Source organism: Vibrio fortis (assembly GCF_000695685.1).
Taxonomy (GTDB): domain Bacteria; phylum Pseudomonadota; class Gammaproteobacteria; order Enterobacterales; family Vibrionaceae; genus Vibrio; species Vibrio fortis_A.
This window is the reverse complement of the sequence record NZ_JFFR01000002.1, coordinates 115,177-131,219: the sequence shown is the minus strand read 5'-3', so window position 1 is coordinate 131,219 and position 16,043 is coordinate 115,177. Positions and strand designations below refer to the sequence as shown.

11 protein-coding genes are annotated in these 16,043 nt (G+C 44.3%); 3 read left to right on the top strand and 8 right to left on the bottom strand.

Annotated elements, in window-relative coordinates:
* Window positions 1-328 precede the first annotated feature (328 nt).
* Window positions 329-1,240, top strand: coding sequence for a hypothetical protein (locus VFDL14_RS21985; RefSeq protein WP_032548798.1), 912 nt, complete (start codon window positions 329-331; stop codon window positions 1,238-1,240).
* A 265-nt stretch (window positions 1,241-1,505) separates the two neighbouring features.
* Here the strand turns inward: VFDL14_RS21985 and VFDL14_RS21990 are convergent, their stop codons facing one another.
* On the bottom strand, window positions 1,506-2,378 hold the full coding sequence (locus VFDL14_RS21990) for an alpha/beta fold hydrolase (protein WP_032548797.1): 873 nt from the start codon (window positions 2,376-2,378) through the stop codon (window positions 1,506-1,508).
* Between the two features lie 298 nt (window positions 2,379-2,676).
* Between VFDL14_RS21990 and VFDL14_RS23620 the strand changes: the two genes are divergently transcribed.
* Window positions 2,677-4,380, top strand: coding sequence for an AAA family ATPase (locus VFDL14_RS23620; protein ID WP_050487287.1), 1,704 nt, complete (start codon window positions 2,677-2,679; stop codon window positions 4,378-4,380).
* Entirely contained in the window at window positions 4,377-5,477 is a 1,101-nt protein-coding gene (locus tag VFDL14_RS21995) for a hypothetical protein (protein WP_032548796.1), read from the top strand. The genes VFDL14_RS23620 and VFDL14_RS21995 overlap by 4 nt, the downstream gene beginning before the upstream one ends.
* Window positions 5,478-5,552: 75 nt before the next feature.
* Here VFDL14_RS21995 and pheT read toward each other — a convergent pair whose 3' ends face one another.
* The 7 genes from pheT to VFDL14_RS22020 all read right to left on the bottom strand — a co-directional run bounded on the left by pheT (window position 5,553) and on the right by VFDL14_RS22020 (window position 16,029).
* Window positions 5,553-7,940 carry a phenylalanine--tRNA ligase subunit beta gene (gene pheT / locus VFDL14_RS22000; protein ID WP_032548795.1) on the bottom strand — a complete coding sequence of 796 codons (2,388 nt, stop codon included), beginning with the start codon at window positions 7,938-7,940 and terminating at the stop codon, window positions 5,553-5,555.
* An 18-nt stretch (window positions 7,941-7,958) separates the two neighbouring features.
* Window positions 7,959-8,942: a phenylalanine--tRNA ligase subunit alpha gene (gene pheS / locus VFDL14_RS22005; protein WP_032548794.1), complete on the bottom strand. Its 984-nt coding sequence runs from the start codon at window positions 8,940-8,942 to the stop codon at window positions 7,959-7,961.
* Window positions 8,943-9,228: 286 nt separating this feature from the next.
* A complete protein-coding gene (locus VFDL14_RS22010; protein ID WP_032549684.1) occupies window positions 9,229-10,338 on the bottom strand; it encodes a GGDEF domain-containing protein in 1,110 nt (369 codons plus the stop codon).
* Window positions 10,339-10,540: 202 nt separating this feature from the next.
* Window positions 10,541-11,737, bottom strand: a complete 1,197-nt coding sequence (locus VFDL14_RS22015) for a hypothetical protein (protein WP_032548793.1) — start codon at window positions 11,735-11,737, stop codon at window positions 10,541-10,543.
* A gap of 9 nt (window positions 11,738-11,746) precedes the next feature.
* Window positions 11,747-12,520, bottom strand: a complete 774-nt coding sequence (locus tag VFDL14_RS0122845; protein WP_050487328.1) for an outer membrane lipoprotein-sorting protein — start codon at window positions 12,518-12,520, stop codon at window positions 11,747-11,749.
* Window positions 12,521-12,641: 121 nt separating this feature from the next.
* Window positions 12,642-15,059 carry an efflux RND transporter permease subunit gene (locus VFDL14_RS0122840; protein WP_419177357.1) on the bottom strand — a complete coding sequence of 806 codons (2,418 nt, stop codon included), beginning with the start codon at window positions 15,057-15,059 and terminating at the stop codon, window positions 12,642-12,644.
* A gap of 181 nt (window positions 15,060-15,240) precedes the next feature.
* The gene (locus VFDL14_RS22020; protein WP_032548792.1) at window positions 15,241-16,029 is read right to left on the bottom strand and encodes a TetR/AcrR family transcriptional regulator; all 789 of its coding nucleotides are present in this window, start codon (window positions 16,027-16,029) and stop codon (window positions 15,241-15,243) included.
* Window positions 16,030-16,043 lie beyond the last annotated feature (14 nt).

Here is a 16,043-nt window from a genome sequence, read left to right as displayed (position 1 = left end):
TTTGCGTCAATAAAAGACCTCTGAGTGATTCATCGCCAGAGGTCTTTTTGTATCTAGGCTTTGTATTTCACTCAGAATTAACTGGAGATAAATATGAAGACACAACGAGAAATCACCCAGCAACTTATTACGCTTCGCACCACTAAAACCAGGGATGATCTGTTGGCATCAGAACAGACAAGAGATAACAGTGAATAAGAAGTCCTTAGAACATTTGGCAGCATAGCTTTTATCAAAATCTAAGATAAAAGATGCTCGTTCTAGGCGATTTAAAACTAAACTTTAACTATCAAAGTAGATAGAAATGGACACTCAGTTAGGAGAAGAGATGCAACAGAAAAATGATAAAGAACAAGCTAGTCCCGTATTATCGCAGTTTGACGAAACTGCTGTTATCCCTGGCTCGTCACAAGTAACCCCAATTCTTGTTTACGGTAAGCGTCATATTAAAAAAGAGAAACTTTCTGAGTTTAAGCATGCGTACCAAGCACATTCAAAGTCAGCTTACGAAGAAAACCCAGACATTAAAGCAATCTTTGCCTTTCCTGATACAGAAAACCCTCTAGCATATTGGCATATTTTATGGGTCCGAAGTGCCAGTGCGTTTAACGATTACTTGTCTCGCTGTACTCAGACAGAACCTCTGTGGGATACGTACGATTACTCGCCTGAAAACCCAGATACGTTAACCGTGTTTGGTGGATGGAACGAAGAAACAGAAAACCGAGCGAAAGCAGCTTCGGGTGTAAAGTACAAACTTAAGACAAGCCTTGCCGGCTTCATGAAGCCTGATGGCGGTCGGGAAGAAGGCCCTCCGTTGTTTGGGTTCACGACGCGTTATGTGAAGCCTGGACAAACACAGAATTTAGGTACGTCATTCAAGACCGTCTGTGACATTTGGCACCAGAAAATTCCTGGTATTTTGATGGCGGCGGTTTTTCCGGATGACAACACGCCTAACTTGGTTCATGACTTGAGAATATTTGCCAACCACAAATCTTACTTAGCGCATGTCGACAAATCTGATAATTTGTTAACGGAAGCAATGGCAGTATGGTTTGAAAATTACGACACCAGCATTCCGTTCTCTGGACAACTTTACGCCGCTAGCACAAAGGATGAAGCGCTCCATACTAGCTCGATAAAGTCGAGTACCACACCCAGAGCCCAACTTGAAACATTTCATTTCGGTGAAGCTGGCATGTTAGGACAAATGCCGAATATGACTCGAAACGACTAACCGATGTCCTGAGATATACGATCGCGAGGGAGAACATTCTTTGTCGCTCAATGTATCTCAGCACACTTAACGATCGGTATTCAGTTCCTCCCCTTTCCCACTATCAACAAGAGGTTGGAGAAGTAAACCAAGGGGAGGTTAGGAGGGGGATTGTAAGTCGAATCTGACATGTATCTGCCACTTTGTTTTGTTTGCCCTATAGAACACACAAAAGGCCTCGCACACGCGAGGCCTTAGTTTTATCTATAGAGTGATTACAGCCGCCCTACTTCACTGACTTAACCGCTTTCATCAACGTTGTGTTGAACTGCTGTGGTTGCTCTAGCATTGGGAAGTGGCCTGAGCCTTCAATGTAGTAAATGCTGTAATCCTTAATGTGTTTCTTGTTCGCTTCTGAATCCGTTGGCCATAGACGAGCGTTAACCAATATTACTGGCACATTCACGTTCTCATAGACGCGGTGAGCTTCGCCTGTTACGTATTGGCCCAGATAATGGCGGAACTGGTTTATCGCGATAGCTGGCGGTGCTGATGCCATGTCTTGCGTTACCCAGTAAAGTAAATCCGTGTCTACGTCTTTTGGTAGCGAGTCTTTCACGAACATAGTAATGCCTGCTTGGAAATCAACTTCAAACGGTTTAGTCATTGCATCTAGGTCGCTTTGTGAAACCGCTAGTGCTACGTTTTGCGATGTATCGACACCAATAATGCCCTTCACTCTTTTCGGCATCAGTTTAGCAGCCTCTGCGATAACACCACCTGCCATTGAATGCCCGACTAAGATGACAGATTCGAGTTGTTCTTTCTCGATGACGGCTTTGATGTCTTCAGCAAACGCAACCATGGTGTACTCTTCTCGGTTGAACGATGAGTTACCGTGCCCAGCTAAGTCCATGTTGATTACTTGGTACTGCTTTGAAAACTCACTCACTTGGTTTTGCCACAGCCTGCTGTCTAAGCTCCAACCGTGAATGAAGATAAGCGCCGCTTCCCCGCTCCCACTTTTGCCATATGCAATTTGCTCACCATCGTGAGATGTCGCAATACCGTACTTAACCATTGAATCATGAGCCATGGCATTAAGGCTACCAAGCGCCATGAATACCAAGAGCGTGATGTTTAAAATTAAACGTTTCATAGTGTCTCTCTACTTACTTTGGAGGGACATAGAAAGCGCCCCTTTCAATCAATATAGTCACTATAAAGTGTGAAGCTTTAGGCGGGTCAAGCAAAACGTAAACAACCTGTAAGAAATCAATTGGCAATTGAAAACCGCTTGTGAATATTTTCAATCAAATCACCTCTAGCTCAATTTATTGGGATAGCTTAAAAGTAGTTCGTCACACAAAAAACAATTAACTCACACATTTAAATTGAAACCAGATGCACACTGAGAATATCATACGACATAAACTAATTATGATTAGGATTGAACAGTGAAAAGTGTAAAAATTGAAGGTCTTAGAAGCCTTCAAAATAGTGGCTATATAGATATTAAACCCATAACTTTGTTACTCGGTGAAAACAGCTCAGGAAAAAGTACTTTTCTTCGAACATTTCCTTTGTTGCGACAGAGCACTGAGTCGACAACGAGGGGACCAATTCTATGGTATGGTTCATATGTAGACTTCGGCTCATTTGATGATGCCTTGTCTCACTTTTCTGAAGATAAAACCATAAGTTTCTCTTTCAAAATAGATGCAAGCTCGATAAAAAAATCAACTCCTCGTCAATACTATACGAGCGCAGGCTTAAACTCCGGCACCCTAGAAGTAAAGCTGACTCTTTCTAATGATACCAAGGCTGGGCACTCTAGAGTACAAAGAGTTAAGTTGATTCATAATGAAAACACAGCGGAGTTGGAATTCAGCAAGAATAATAAGCTTCTCAAGGTTACAGCCAACGGAATGGATTTAAGCGAATACTTTCAATCAGCCACACTCGAACCAGAGAGAAGTCGCAATACTCTAATACCTCATATGACCTTCTCTACTAGCAGCTCCTTCTACCAAAGGCTGAACGAGTTCCGTAATCCAGCTATAGATTCGCATCTAGAGAGTCTAATCGTGAATTTTGCTCATGGCCGTAGCCGTTTGGATGACCTAATTAAAAAGCTATACAAGGTTCCAACTAAGAGGCAATCTAAATTCATAAATGATTTTCAAACTTTATCGAACACCAACACTTGGGTAAAAAGAACTAAAACCTTAGATCCCAACTCAGAAGAGTTAACACCTATACATGCTGGTTTATTTGCCTCACGCATCCCTTGGATATTTGTCATTTTAAATGTCTACCTGCCAAGTGAGTTCTCGAATGTCAGTTATGTCGCTCCATTAAGGGCCACAGCAGAGCGATACTATAGAAATCAAGAGCTTAGTGTTGAAGAGGTGGATTTTCAAGGGAAAAACCTTGTAATGTTTATTAATAACCTAAGTGATACAAAGAAAAAAGAGTATAAAACTTGGTTGTCTCACAATTTTGGATTTGCCATTGATGCGGTATCAGACGGCGGCCACTTAACTCTTAGAATCACTTATGATGAAGGTGTGCAATCTTATAATGTAACAGATATGGGGTTTGGTTTTTCTCAGATACTACCGATCATCACACAACTGTGGTTTACAGGGATAAAAGACAACCCTAACCACCGCGGATTGAACCGTTATAGTCACCCTAATCGTTACTTAGTTATAGAACAACCTGAACTACATCTACACCCTCGGTTTCAAGCAAAAATGATAGATGTTTTTATAAAAATGGTTAATCTTTTAAAGAATGACGGTAAAGGCAAACAAATCAGGATAATTATGGAGACTCATAGTGAGACCATAATAAATCAGATTGGTATGCGTATACGCTCGGAAGAGTTAGAACGTAAATATGATGAAATTCAAAATGAATTACTTCTAGAGTCTTTTAATAAAGATTCATACCCTAGCGAGGACGACGAACAAACAGCCAAACCTCAGAACGCACCTGAATTTATGAATACTATTTCAAGCGATGATGTTTCGATCGTATTGTTTGATAAGCTATCGCCGAACTCACAAACTGACGTATCATTTTCATCTTATGACTCAGATGGCAATTTAAAAGATTGGCCGTGGGGGTTCTTTGAACCAGGGTTTAATTTATGATCATCGAATTAGATAGAAGTATAACCTCGAATCTTACAGACTTAAGCGACTCAGAATTACTAACATTGACAGCCATCGCAACATCAAGAGCGAGAGGGTTTAACTTTGTAATAGCGAATAAACGCGACCTACTTGCCATGTCTGAGTTCATTGATTTAGGAAAGCCTGCTCGTGCGATCTTTCGTAAAATATATAATGACCAAACACAATGGGCAAATGCATTAAGCACATTCGGTTTTAAGGTTAGAATCGTTAAACAAAATACTGTAATTAAAGAGGTTATGGAAGATGGTGTTAAAATAATCACAATATCATTACAGCAGAGTTTAGATTATAAAGTTGATGACAAGCCGTCCATAATCGCAGAAAACTTAACTGATATTAAGTTCTATACCGCAATTGTAAAATCATACCTAGCTAGTATTAGGTTTGGCAATATGAACATATCGTACAACCCAGTAAATGGTGGGGGTGGAACAACTAAAGATGTTGTCGAGACACATTATAACGAATGTAGCGGTATATCCTTGTGCTTGCTTGACAGTGATATTGAGAGTCCTTGGCTAAGCTATGGTAACACTGCACAAAATGTAATAGACATAATCCCTGAACAACCTTATGCACGGTATGTAGTTACTCACTCTAGAGAAGCTGAGAATATTATCCCTCTAAAAATACTCGATCACTTCGGTTCCAATAATAGTTCCTTGAGGAGTCGAATAGACAAGTTTAAAAAATTATCTAAAGTCGTTGTACAAGGTAACATGCCAATAAAATATGTAGACTTTAAAAAAGGTATAAAAAATCACCTTCTGAAATGTGATTGCCCTACAACAAAACAGTTTTGGTACGATTCTTTTGTTGAATCAGGGATTATTAAAACTTGTAATAACACCACGCCATGTACGAGTATGAAGAAGTGCACATGTTTTTTAGCCGATGGACTTGGAACTGATCTATTAAAATCGACAGTTGCTTACTTAGCTGATAACAACTTCGACTATCAAGATATAGATGCTTATATGAAAACTGAATGGGACCATATTTGTAAAGAAGTTTCATCTTATATTATTGCTCCAAATAAAGCTGTAAGTTAGCTTACTTGAAAAACCACATTCGAACAAAAAGGCCTCGCAATGCGAGGCCTTTGGTTTTCTATCTATCAGAAGAGGTTAGTCGCGAAGTGCTGCGCCGAATTTCTCTGAGATTGAAGCTACGATAGCATCTACTGAACCAGCGATGTCTGCATCTTCTAGTGTGCGCTCTACAGACTGTAGAGTCAGTGCGATAGCTAGGCTCTTCTTGCCTTCTTCTACGCCCTTACCTACGTAAACGTCGAACAGTTTAGCGTCTGTTAGGAATTCGCCACCAGCTGCGATACACGCTTCTACGATGTCGCCAGAAGCTACTGCTTCGTCAACAACAACCGCGATATCACGACGGTTTGCAGGGAACTTAGATACTGCTACTGCTTCTGGAAGCACGCGAGTGTTGATAGCTGCCCATTCGATTTCGAATACGATAGTACGGCCGTTAAGACCAAACTTACGCTCTAGTTCTGGGTGAACAGTACCAATGATACCCACTTCTTTACCGTCTACCACGATAGCCGCAGTTTGACCTGGGTGAAGTGCTGGGTGCTTAGCTGCTTTGAAGCTGTAAGCCTTCTCGTTCGCTGTTAGCTCTAGAACTGCTTCTAGGTCGCCTTTTAGGTCGAAGAAGTCAACAGTGTTAGTTGCAACGTCCCAGTGCTCTTCACCACGAGTACCAGAGATAACGCCCGCTAGCATCATTTCTTGACGCATGCCGTTTTCAGCTGATGCTTCTGGGATGAAACGTAGGCCAGATTCGAATAGACGAACGCGTGGCTGTTGACGCTTCTGGTTGTGAACAACCGTGTTTAGAAGACCTTGGATTAGGCCAAGACGCATTGCTGACATGTCCGCAGAGATTGGGAATGGCAGGATTAGCGGCTCAACATCTGGAACGATCAGTTTTTGCTGCTCTGGCTCAACGAAGCTGTATGTGATTGCTTCGTGGTAGCCACGGTCAACAAGAAGATCACGAACGCGCTTAAGCGGTTGGTCAGCTTCTTTGTGGTCGTTCATTTTAAGTGCCGCTTTAGGCGCTTGGTTTGGAATGTTATCGTAACCGTAGATGCGACCTACTTCTTCAATTAGGTCTTGCTCGATTGCGATATCGAAACGCCAAGATGGAGACGTTGCCGTCCAACCAGCTTCAGTCGTCTCAACTTCACAACCTAGACGAGTTAGGATTTCTACCACGTCTTCAGATGGGATTTCGTGACCTAGTAGGCTGTCTAGCTTAACGCGACGTAGAGATACTACGTTTGCTTTTGGTAGATCAGCTTCAGATTCGCTGCCGTTTACTGGCGCAACTTCACCACCACAGATATCAACTAGAAGCTGTGTTGCACGCTCCATTGCTGCTGCTTGTAGTGTTGAATCAACACCACGCTCGAAACGTAGAGAAGAATCTGTGTGTAGGCCGTAAGCACGTGCGCGACCACGGATGTGATCCGGTGCGAAGAATGCTGCTTCTAGAAGTACGTCTGTCGTTTCAGTTGTTACACCAGACTCTTCACCACCAAAGATACCAGCGATTGCTAGTGCTTTGTTGTGGTCAGCGATAACAAGCGTGTTGCTGTTTAGTTCAGCTTCGTTGCCATCTAGAAGTGTTAGTTTTTCGCCCTGCTCTGCTAGACGAACCACGATGCCACCTTCGATCTTAGCCAGATCGAATGCGTGCATTGGTTGGCCTTGCTCTAGCATCACGTAGTTTGTGATGTCTACAACTGGGTCGATTGAACGGATACCACAACGACGCAGTTTTTCTTGCATCCAGATTGGTGTTTCCGCTTTCACGTTTACGTTCTTAACCACACGGCCAAGGTAACGTGGACAAGCATCAGTTGCTTTGATTTCAACAGATACTGTGTCTTCAATGCTTGTTGCAACAGCTTCAACTGCTGGCTCTGTAACGTCTGCGCGGTTTAGTACGCCAACTTCACGAGCAAGACCACGGATGCTGAAACAGTCAGCGCGGTTAGCTGTTAGGTCTACGTCGATCGCTACGTCTTCTAGGTCTAGAAGTTCACGAACGTCCATACCTAGAGTTGTACCTTCTGGTAGCTCAAGGATGCCGTCTGACTCTACGTCGATACCTAGCTCAGAGAAAGAACAAAGCATGCCGTGCGATGGAACGCCACGTAGTTTTGCTTTCTTGATTTTGAAGTTACCAGGAAGTACTGCGCCAACTGTTGCTACTGCTACAGTTAGGCCAAGACGACAGTTAGATGCACCACAAACGATGTCTAAAAGCTCTTCTTCGCCGATATCAATTTTTGTAACTTGTAGTTTGTCTGCGTCTGGGTGCTGACCGCACTCAACCACTTTACCTACTTTAACGCCGGTGAATTCACCAGCAACAGGTTCTACATCGTCAACTTCCAAACCAGCCATAGTGATTTGGTGAGCTAGCTCTTCACTGTTAATTGCAGGTTTAACCCACTCGCGTAGCCAAGATTCACTGAATTTCATAGTTTTGACTGCCCCGGATTACTTGAATTGTTTTAGGAAACGAAGGTCGTTCTCGAAGAACGCACGAAGGTCATTTACGCCGTAACGAAGCATTGTTAGACGCTCAACACCCATACCGAATGCGAAACCAGAGTATTTCTCAGGGTCGATGCCTACAGAGCGAAGTACGTTAGGGTGAACCATGCCACAACCTAGAACTTCTAGCCATTTGCCATCTTTACGTTTCACGTCAACTTCTGCTGAAGGCTCTGTGAATGGGAAGAATGAAGGACGGAAACGCACTTCTACTTCTTCTTCAAAGAAGTTACATAGGAAGTCGTTCAGAATACCTTTCAGCTGAGCGAAGTTTACGTTCTCATCTACCAGCATACCTTCCACTTGGTGGAACATTGGCGTGTGAGTTTGGTCGTAGTCGTTACGGTAAACACGGCCCGGAGCGATGAAACGGAAAGGAGGCTTGCCGTTTTCCATTGTACGGATTTGAACACCAGACGTGTGCGTACGTAGCATTAGGTCTGGGTTAAAGAAGAAGGTATCGTGGTCAGTACGAGCTGGGTGATCTTCTGCGATGTTTAGTGCATCAAAGTTGTGGAATGCATCTTCAATCTCAGGACCAGACTCAGTGTTAAAGCCTAGCTCACCAAAGAACTGTTCAATACGCTCAACTGTGCGTGTTACTGGGTGTAGACCACCGTTCTCAATGCGACGACCTGGTAGGCTCACATCGATTGTCTCTTCAGCCAGTTTCGCCTCTAGCTCTGCACGTTGTAGTGCGTCTTTGCGAGCTGCGATCGCTTGTTGAACAGCACCTTTCGCTTTGTTGATCTCTTGACCAGCAGTGCGACGCTCTTCAGGTGGTAGTTTACCTAGGCTTTGAAGCTGTGAAGTTAGTTCACCTTTCTTACCTAAATACTGAACTCGCACTTCATCAAGTGCGACTAACGAATCAGCGCTTTCAATCGCTGTCGTTGCATTAGCAATGATCTCTTCTAGATGTTGCATCGTTTCCTCATCTACCTTCTGGTAGTGTCCGTATCGGATGATTAGTTTTTTCGATAGCTACACATAGTAATCAAACCAGCTACTAATGCCAAATTGAATTGCCAAAAGAACAAGTTATTGACTAAAAACACGGCAACTTTCACGAGATATAAGTGAGGAGGATGAAGAAGTGGCACAATTACAGGTACCACTCCTTGATTTAGAGGTGAGTTTCACCCGAGATTACAACTAAGTTACACCCAAGAGAATGAGCAAACGGTATTCCAGAACTGGAACAAAATCAGGCCTAAATCTGAATCGAACAAACGCTGTTTTTCCCCGCATCTTTCGCTAGGTACACAGATTCATCGGCGGCTTTGATCAACTCACTCATCGATTCAAATTCTGGGGTTATTTCTGCCACACCGACACTAATACTGCCAACCCAAACTTGATGACCGGTTTCAACCTTCAATTCAGACACTTTATGACGAGCCGTTTCCGCGATGTACATTCCCCCTTTCAGGTCGGTATCCGGGCAAATAACCAAGAACTCATCGCCACCTAGCCGACATACAATATCGTCATTACGGAAGGTGTTTTTTAACTCACGTGCGAGGGTTTGCAATACCAAGTCACCAGCATCATGGCCACAGGTATCATTTATGCTTTTGAAGTGGTCAGCATCGATCATAATGCAAACCAAAGGCAGGCCAAGCTCTTGGGATTCTTGCCAATGTACTGCGAGCTGTTTAAACGCACAGCGACGATTAGGTAATTTGGTAAGCGAGTCTGTTAACGACAGCTCTTCAAGTTTCTTATTTGCTCGTTTTAATTCGGCAGTGCGCTCCTCGACTTTATCTTCAAGTAACTGATTGAAGCGTAACAACTGTTTATTGCGCTCAGAAACCTGCTCAAACAGACCTTTAAGTGCTGCTAATAAGGGAATGGTCGAAGAATCTTGCTGCTTCTCTTCTGCTTCAAAGGCTTGTAGAGGTGTGGCGCCCTCTGCAATCGCTGCCATTTGTCGCGCCATGTTTTGGTCGATGCCAAGGATATGATAAGCAAGCCAATGGATCAGAAAATCAAGTAGCTGCCGTGCCGATGATTGATCTTCTTCTAAAATAAAAGCCTGCATGCTGTAGATGTCTTGCATAAACACACGATGCACTTTGATGTGCTCTTCGATGTGTTGTTCATGCACACCACGCTCTCTCATCAAACACTCTTCCTCCTTAAAGTGGAATTCGGCATAGCGTGTAAGATCGAGCAGAGCAACGTTAATGTCACCGATAGAAATAGTATTCTCCGATAACAGGTTGCCGTAGTGGTTGATAAAGCCAACAAGGTATTGATGTTGTTCGTCTACAGCATCAATACCTGTTTCAAAATTTTTATCCCAATTAAATGAATTCATAAGTCCCTTAGGGCCAATGCCGCCAGCATAATTTAAATGCATATCCGATCATTATAGGTGGTCAATTAACATAACCACCTTACCTTTAGGGCTATTTGATTTCTCGCCGATTTTATAAAAAGACGACCTTGATCGTTATAAACCGCACTCCTAACTAAAATTGAGGCGTTTTGTTCAACAAGAACGCCTCAATTAGCCAACATTAGAAGTAATACTCCAACGCCAGCTCAACAAAATCGTCTTTGCGAGCAAAGAACAACAAGTCTTCCGGCGTTTCGTTCTCGAACAACCAACCGTTCAATCGCCACTTAAAGTGGTTATTGATGCGGGCTGAGGCTTCTAGGCGCGCACTGTAAACATCGCTGTTGTCTAAGTCTTGCGTCATGCCGACCAGAACTTCGGTGCCATCTTCATCGTTAAGCGCAAATCGCGTTCCAACAAACACATCGTTTTGCCCCACGTTTTGCGCGTTGTTGCCTCGGCTGTCATACAGATATTCTGCAAGAAAACCGATGTCCCAATACGAATCTAGCGCCCCTACCCAAGTGTATTCAAAGCCTGTGACTAGCCCTGTGTGGTTATCGAAACTGTCTCGATAAACGCTTTCTAACTTGAGAAGCCAGTCGCCAACAATACCTTGAACATCTAAACCAACATGCTGCATTTGCGCATAATAAGGTTTGAGCTTGTTCCCTTCAAAACGAAAGTATGGATCGCGGTTGGTACCTGCTAGATAGCTCAAGCCAACGTCCCAATCTCCGTACATTTGGCTATAACGCAGCGCAACATCGACGTGTTTTTCTTCTCTCGAGGATTCATACAGCGCATCATCAGAGACAGGGATGGTTGGTCGCAACCTTCCATCTTCGCCCGCAAAGGTACGCTCTCTGAAATACGGCAGTAGCATCGCATCCACGGTGCCCCAATCTTTAACAGAGGTGAAGTGCACCATAGGTTGGCCAAGCTTAGCTTCACCGTCGACCGATTCAATGGCGTCGGTCTGGTTCACTACATCCACCAAGTGCGCAGATTCCGTCACACCCCAGAACACTTTGCCGACACCGGCACGCAGCTCATAGTCATCCCAATAAGTAAGGTACAAGGCTTCACGAATATCACCGTGAGTTCGCTCGTCGTCTTGACTGTCAAAGCGATAAAACGGGGTAAAGGTGAAGCTGTCATTACCGTCTTGCTGCTCCCAATAGAGTTCCGGTTGCAGCACCAAAGAGGTTTGGTCTTTGCTCTGTCCTTGTAAGCCGTCACTGAAGAACTGACGATGCTCCACGTTAACTTGCCCTGCCAGTTCAACCGAATGACACATCGAAGAGACACTCATCAAACCGAGTGTCGCTGCGATGGTCACCGCCAACTGCGAGCCTAGTAACACATTCCTTTTCATATCAATGCCCTACTTCGCTCGCTTAAGGGTGTTTTTCTGGAAGTCGCGCTCTTCAAGTCCGTTCTGGAACACCAAATCTGTTGTGGTTAGGACGGTGCTTTTACCCGTTTGATGGTTCTGCATCGCCATAGTGTGAGCACGCCAGTACTGATTTAGGTACTGTTTGTAATCTTGGAACGACAAGGTTTTCAACAGTGCACCTTTACGGTCGTAAAATTCGACTTTCATTGGGCGGTAGTGCTCTTGGTCGAGCCACACCTTCTGCTTGGTGTAACCTGAGTTTTTATCGGTTGGTACTTGCTCTAACACAAACGTGTCTAGTCCATCGAGTTTGGCGTCTTCTACATAGTTAAAGGTGTACTTTTCTAGCTCGAACGAACTCAAGTCTTCGTAAGCAAACTCACTACCCATAAACGGGCCTGACTTGTTACGTGAAGAAATTCGTTTCACACGTTTTAGAGCCGGCAGATACAACCATTGGTCATCTGGCTTGGTGATGTGCGAATGGTTAAGGAAAGCTGTCCCTTTTACATCTCGCGGTTGGTCGAAGATGGTTAAGCCTTTATCGCCATCGTTATCAACCTCTAAAGATTTAAGACGCATTAAGCGAGTGCTGCTCTCTCCTTGTTTGTTTTTAAGCAGCATTTCCATAGTAGCAACCGAGTCGCCCCAGCCTGTATCTAGGCTTTTGCGTTTTTCTGCAATTTCTAGCCCTTTTGCAGGGTCAGCCAGTGCAGGTAAAGCCGCAAATGTGCCTATGGTTAGTGCACCCATTGTTATCATTGACGTTATTAGTGTTTTTTTTGCTTTTGTTTTATTAACCATTGTTTTGTTACGAATAGAGTGTTTAAAGCTTTTCATAATGATCTCCTTGGTCAGCCCGCATCTGCAGGCTAACATTTCCTTATTTGGTCGAAGCGGATAACTCAGCCGTTGGGTTTGCATGTTTTTCAGCAGTTGAGGTTGATAGGGTCTCAGCGGTTTGCTTTTTTGCGTCGCTCACGTAGTGGTTTTCTTTGTCGAAAATCATCAGCAAGATTGGTAGTAAGATGAAATCCACAACCAGTGCGATGAAGATAACAATGGCACTCAGTAAGCCCATGTCGGCGTTGAGTCTGAAGCCAGATAGCGCAAGTACACTAAAGCCAGCAACAAGCACCACTGTGGTGATCCACAATGCACGACCAACGGTGTGGAAGGCGTAACGCACCGCCTGTTCAGCCGACTGTCCTTCTTTGCGCGCGCGCTGGTATTTACTTAGGAAGTGCACCGCATCATCAACCACGATACCCAAGGTAAGCGTCACAACGACTGACAAACCAAGGTTAATTTCGCCCGAGATAAGCGCCCATAAACCAAAACCAATGATCGCTGGCGCAATGTTTGGAACTAGGCTAATTACACCCAAGCGAACCGAACGCAGAGCGAAGATCATCAGCGCAGAGATAAGCACTAGCGTGATTGGCAAGGTAGAAAGCATACTCGCCATGTTGGTTTCGCCGATGTGAGCAAACATCAGTGATGGACTAGACGCGACCACTTCATATTGAGGTGCATTGGCTGCGAACCATGCGTAGATACGCTCTTCAAGTTCCACTAGCTCCACACTGCCGAGGTTGTCGACGGTGAGTACCATTTTGATCGAGGATTTATCGACGTTGATCTGGTTGTTTAGGTCTAACCCATAAGGCAGAGACATCTCGTAAAGAAGCAGGTATTGCGCCGCGAGTTCACGGTCGAGAGGCAGTTGGTAATAACTAGGATCATCACCATGCATGTTCTTATTCAAACGCTTATAAACGTCTGACAGTGTTGCAACATGGTCAGTTTCTGGTTGAACGCGTAGCCACTCACTGAAGTCGCCTATCGCTTGCAAGAACACTGGGTCAGCAATGCCTTGAGACTCGTTGGTTTTTATCGCGATACTCAGGTTGGTCATGCCGCTGATCGTCTGTTCCATAAAGTCAGCGGCTTGGCGAAATTCATTTGAGGTATCAAAGTATTTCACCGATTCGTCATTGACTTTGTTAAGTGGAATCAACGCCGCAGCAACTACTATCACTAACGTAGATACAGGCAACAAGGCTTTGCGATTGTTGACAACGAAATCGCCCAACTTGTCCATGAAGGTGACTTTTTCAGACTCATTGGTGGTTGGCGCAAGGCGTTTCACTGGCAGCAAGTTTAGTAGCGCAGGTAGCAGAGAGACTGATAACAAGCACGCGATAATCACACCCAGTGCAGACAAGTTACCGAAGTCTCGCAATACTGGAGAATCCGACATATTCATCATCAAGAAACCAATCGCTGTGGTCACCGACGTGATTAGAATTGGGATGAAGTTAAGCTTGATACTGTATTGAATTGCTTCGGCTTTGGTCATTCCACGCTGCATGGCTTGGCGCATAGTCACAATCACATGTACACAGTCAGCCACCGCTAGGGTTAACACCAATGTTGGAACATTCACGGTTGCGGTACTTAAGAACATACCAGCCCAACCAGACAAGCCCATGGTCGCGAGAATCGAGGAAATGATCACCACAAGGGTTGCAACAACACTAAAGAACGAACGTAGCATAAAGGTAAGGAACACCAACACCACTAACAGCATTAATGGCACTAGCGTTGAGCTGTCCTCTTGAGCGGAAGTCATAAAGGCGTTGTTCATGGCGATGATGCCCGCTTTATGGAATTCAACATTCGGATACTGAGCTTGGTACTTGTCGATCATGGCATTAATAGCCGCGATAACTTCTTGTACTTCGGCCGTTTTATCCACTTCTGGCAGTTGTACGGTCACATTAACAATCGTTACATCGCCAGATGCCGACACCAACGCATTCTTGAGGAGTGGCTCGTTGAGGGCAATCTGTTTTACTTTGGCGATTCGCTCTGGCGTGTGCTCGTACTCTTCATATAGGAGATCTTCTACCAAGAGGTCATCTTCGAACGCTTCGGTATGTTGGTAGTTGGCGATGGAATCGACACGACTAGAGTATGGGATCTGCCATGAATCGACGGTGAGGTTTTGAACCAGTGTGAGAGTCTCTGGAGTGAAGACATTGCCATCGTCTGGGGCGATCACAATGGAAAGGTTGTCTGTTTTGGCGAAGGTGGTTTGAATCTCGTCAAACGCCATCAACTGTTTGTTGGTTCCTTCAAAGAAGATGTTGTAGTCACCTCTGAAATAGAGGTTTTTGGCACCGAACGTCGCAACGGCGATCACCGCTAACACTACGAACAGCGTTATAAACGAGCGTTGGGTGGGTAAAGTATACCAAGCACTCTGTGTTTCTGATGGTTGATTTTGGGGTTCCATCACAGCCTCCATATGTGACGATTCGTCATAAATGTATATTTAAAAACCAGCAATTCGCTGGCAAACATACAAAATGAGGTCAAAACTAAGAACTGACTCGCTTCTACTCAAATCAGTTCATTTTTTTGACGATTCGTCACTAATGGTGCTAAAACAACCCACATTAGTGGGCTGAATCTACTTAACGACCAACAGATTCTAGGTAGGCGACTTCTTCACTGAACAACTCTTGCTCTACTCGGCGCCAGGTCTTTTTATAATCCCATTCCGAAGAGAGCGGCTTCCAGTTCAAGCCATCTAAAAGCATGTTGGCGTTGTGTAACACTGAATATGGGTCTTGGATTCGTTTAATACAGTGGCTGTTAGATGCATTTTGGTTCAAGGCGTTGGAACCAAAAGCGATCGACCAGTTTGCAAAAACAATAGCATCAGAACCAATTCCAGAAGAGAACTTCAGATCCCCCGCTTCAACAGCGCGGTTTACCAACTCATCGGCATGCTGAATCACCATCTCTTCGAGTTGATTAAGCTCTTGCACTCTTGTTGGCGAGGCCTTCTCTAGTATCCAAGGGCTCTTAGCCATAATTGCACAGGTTGACAGTACTGGCTCCATGCGTGCATAGATTCGGTATGCAACGTGCAGGGCCATTACTTTTTCACGGCTTGTGCCTTCAAACTCTCCAGAGCGCGCAAATAACATCGCCTCTGTTTTAAGTGAATGAATACACAGGGCTAAAACAACGTCTTCTTTACTGCAAAAATGATTGTATATCGTCCCTTTCGAGTAAGAGCTCGCAGCGGTTAACTTATCCATTGTTAAGTTACCAAAGCCCTGCTCTCTAACGATATCCCTTGCCAACAACATAAGCTCTACCTCGCGTTCTGCGATCGCTTGTTGTTTCTTAGTCATGCCCGAGATACACCCTAGCATTCCTTTTATTTCATCTTTGCAACCTAAGCCAAACTTCATGTTTAGTCCGTACC

Bases quoted from the DNA above. Each gene is read 5' to 3' on its own strand.
- VFDL14_RS21985 (WP_032548798.1), top strand. From the start codon at position 329: ATGCAACAGAAAAATGATAAAGAACAAGCTAGTCCCGTATTATCGCAG.
- VFDL14_RS21990 (WP_032548797.1), bottom strand. From the start codon at position 2,378: ATGAAACGTTTAATTTTAAACATCACGCTCTTGGTATTCATGGCGCTT.
- VFDL14_RS21995 (WP_032548796.1), top strand. From the start codon at position 4,377: ATGATCATCGAATTAGATAGAAGTATAACCTCGAATCTTACAGACTTA.
- pheT (WP_032548795.1), bottom strand. From the start codon at position 7,940: ATGAAATTCAGTGAATCTTGGCTACGCGAGTGGGTTAAACCTGCAATT.
- pheS (WP_032548794.1), bottom strand. From the start codon at position 8,942: ATGCAACATCTAGAAGAGATCATTGCTAATGCAACGACAGCGATTGAA.
- VFDL14_RS22010 (WP_032549684.1), bottom strand. From the start codon at position 10,338: ATGAATTCATTTAATTGGGATAAAAATTTTGAAACAGGTATTGATGCT.
- VFDL14_RS22015 (WP_032548793.1), bottom strand. From the start codon at position 11,737: ATGAAAAGGAATGTGTTACTAGGCTCGCAGTTGGCGGTGACCATCGCA.
- VFDL14_RS0122845 (WP_050487328.1), bottom strand. From the start codon at position 12,520: ATGATAACAATGGGTGCACTAACCATAGGCACATTTGCGGCTTTACCT.
- VFDL14_RS0122840 (WP_419177357.1), bottom strand. From the start codon at position 15,059: ATGGAACCCCAAAATCAACCATCAGAAACACAGAGTGCTTGGTATACT.
- VFDL14_RS22020 (WP_032548792.1), bottom strand. From the start codon at position 16,029: ATGAAGTTTGGCTTAGGTTGCAAAGATGAAATAAAAGGAATGCTAGGG.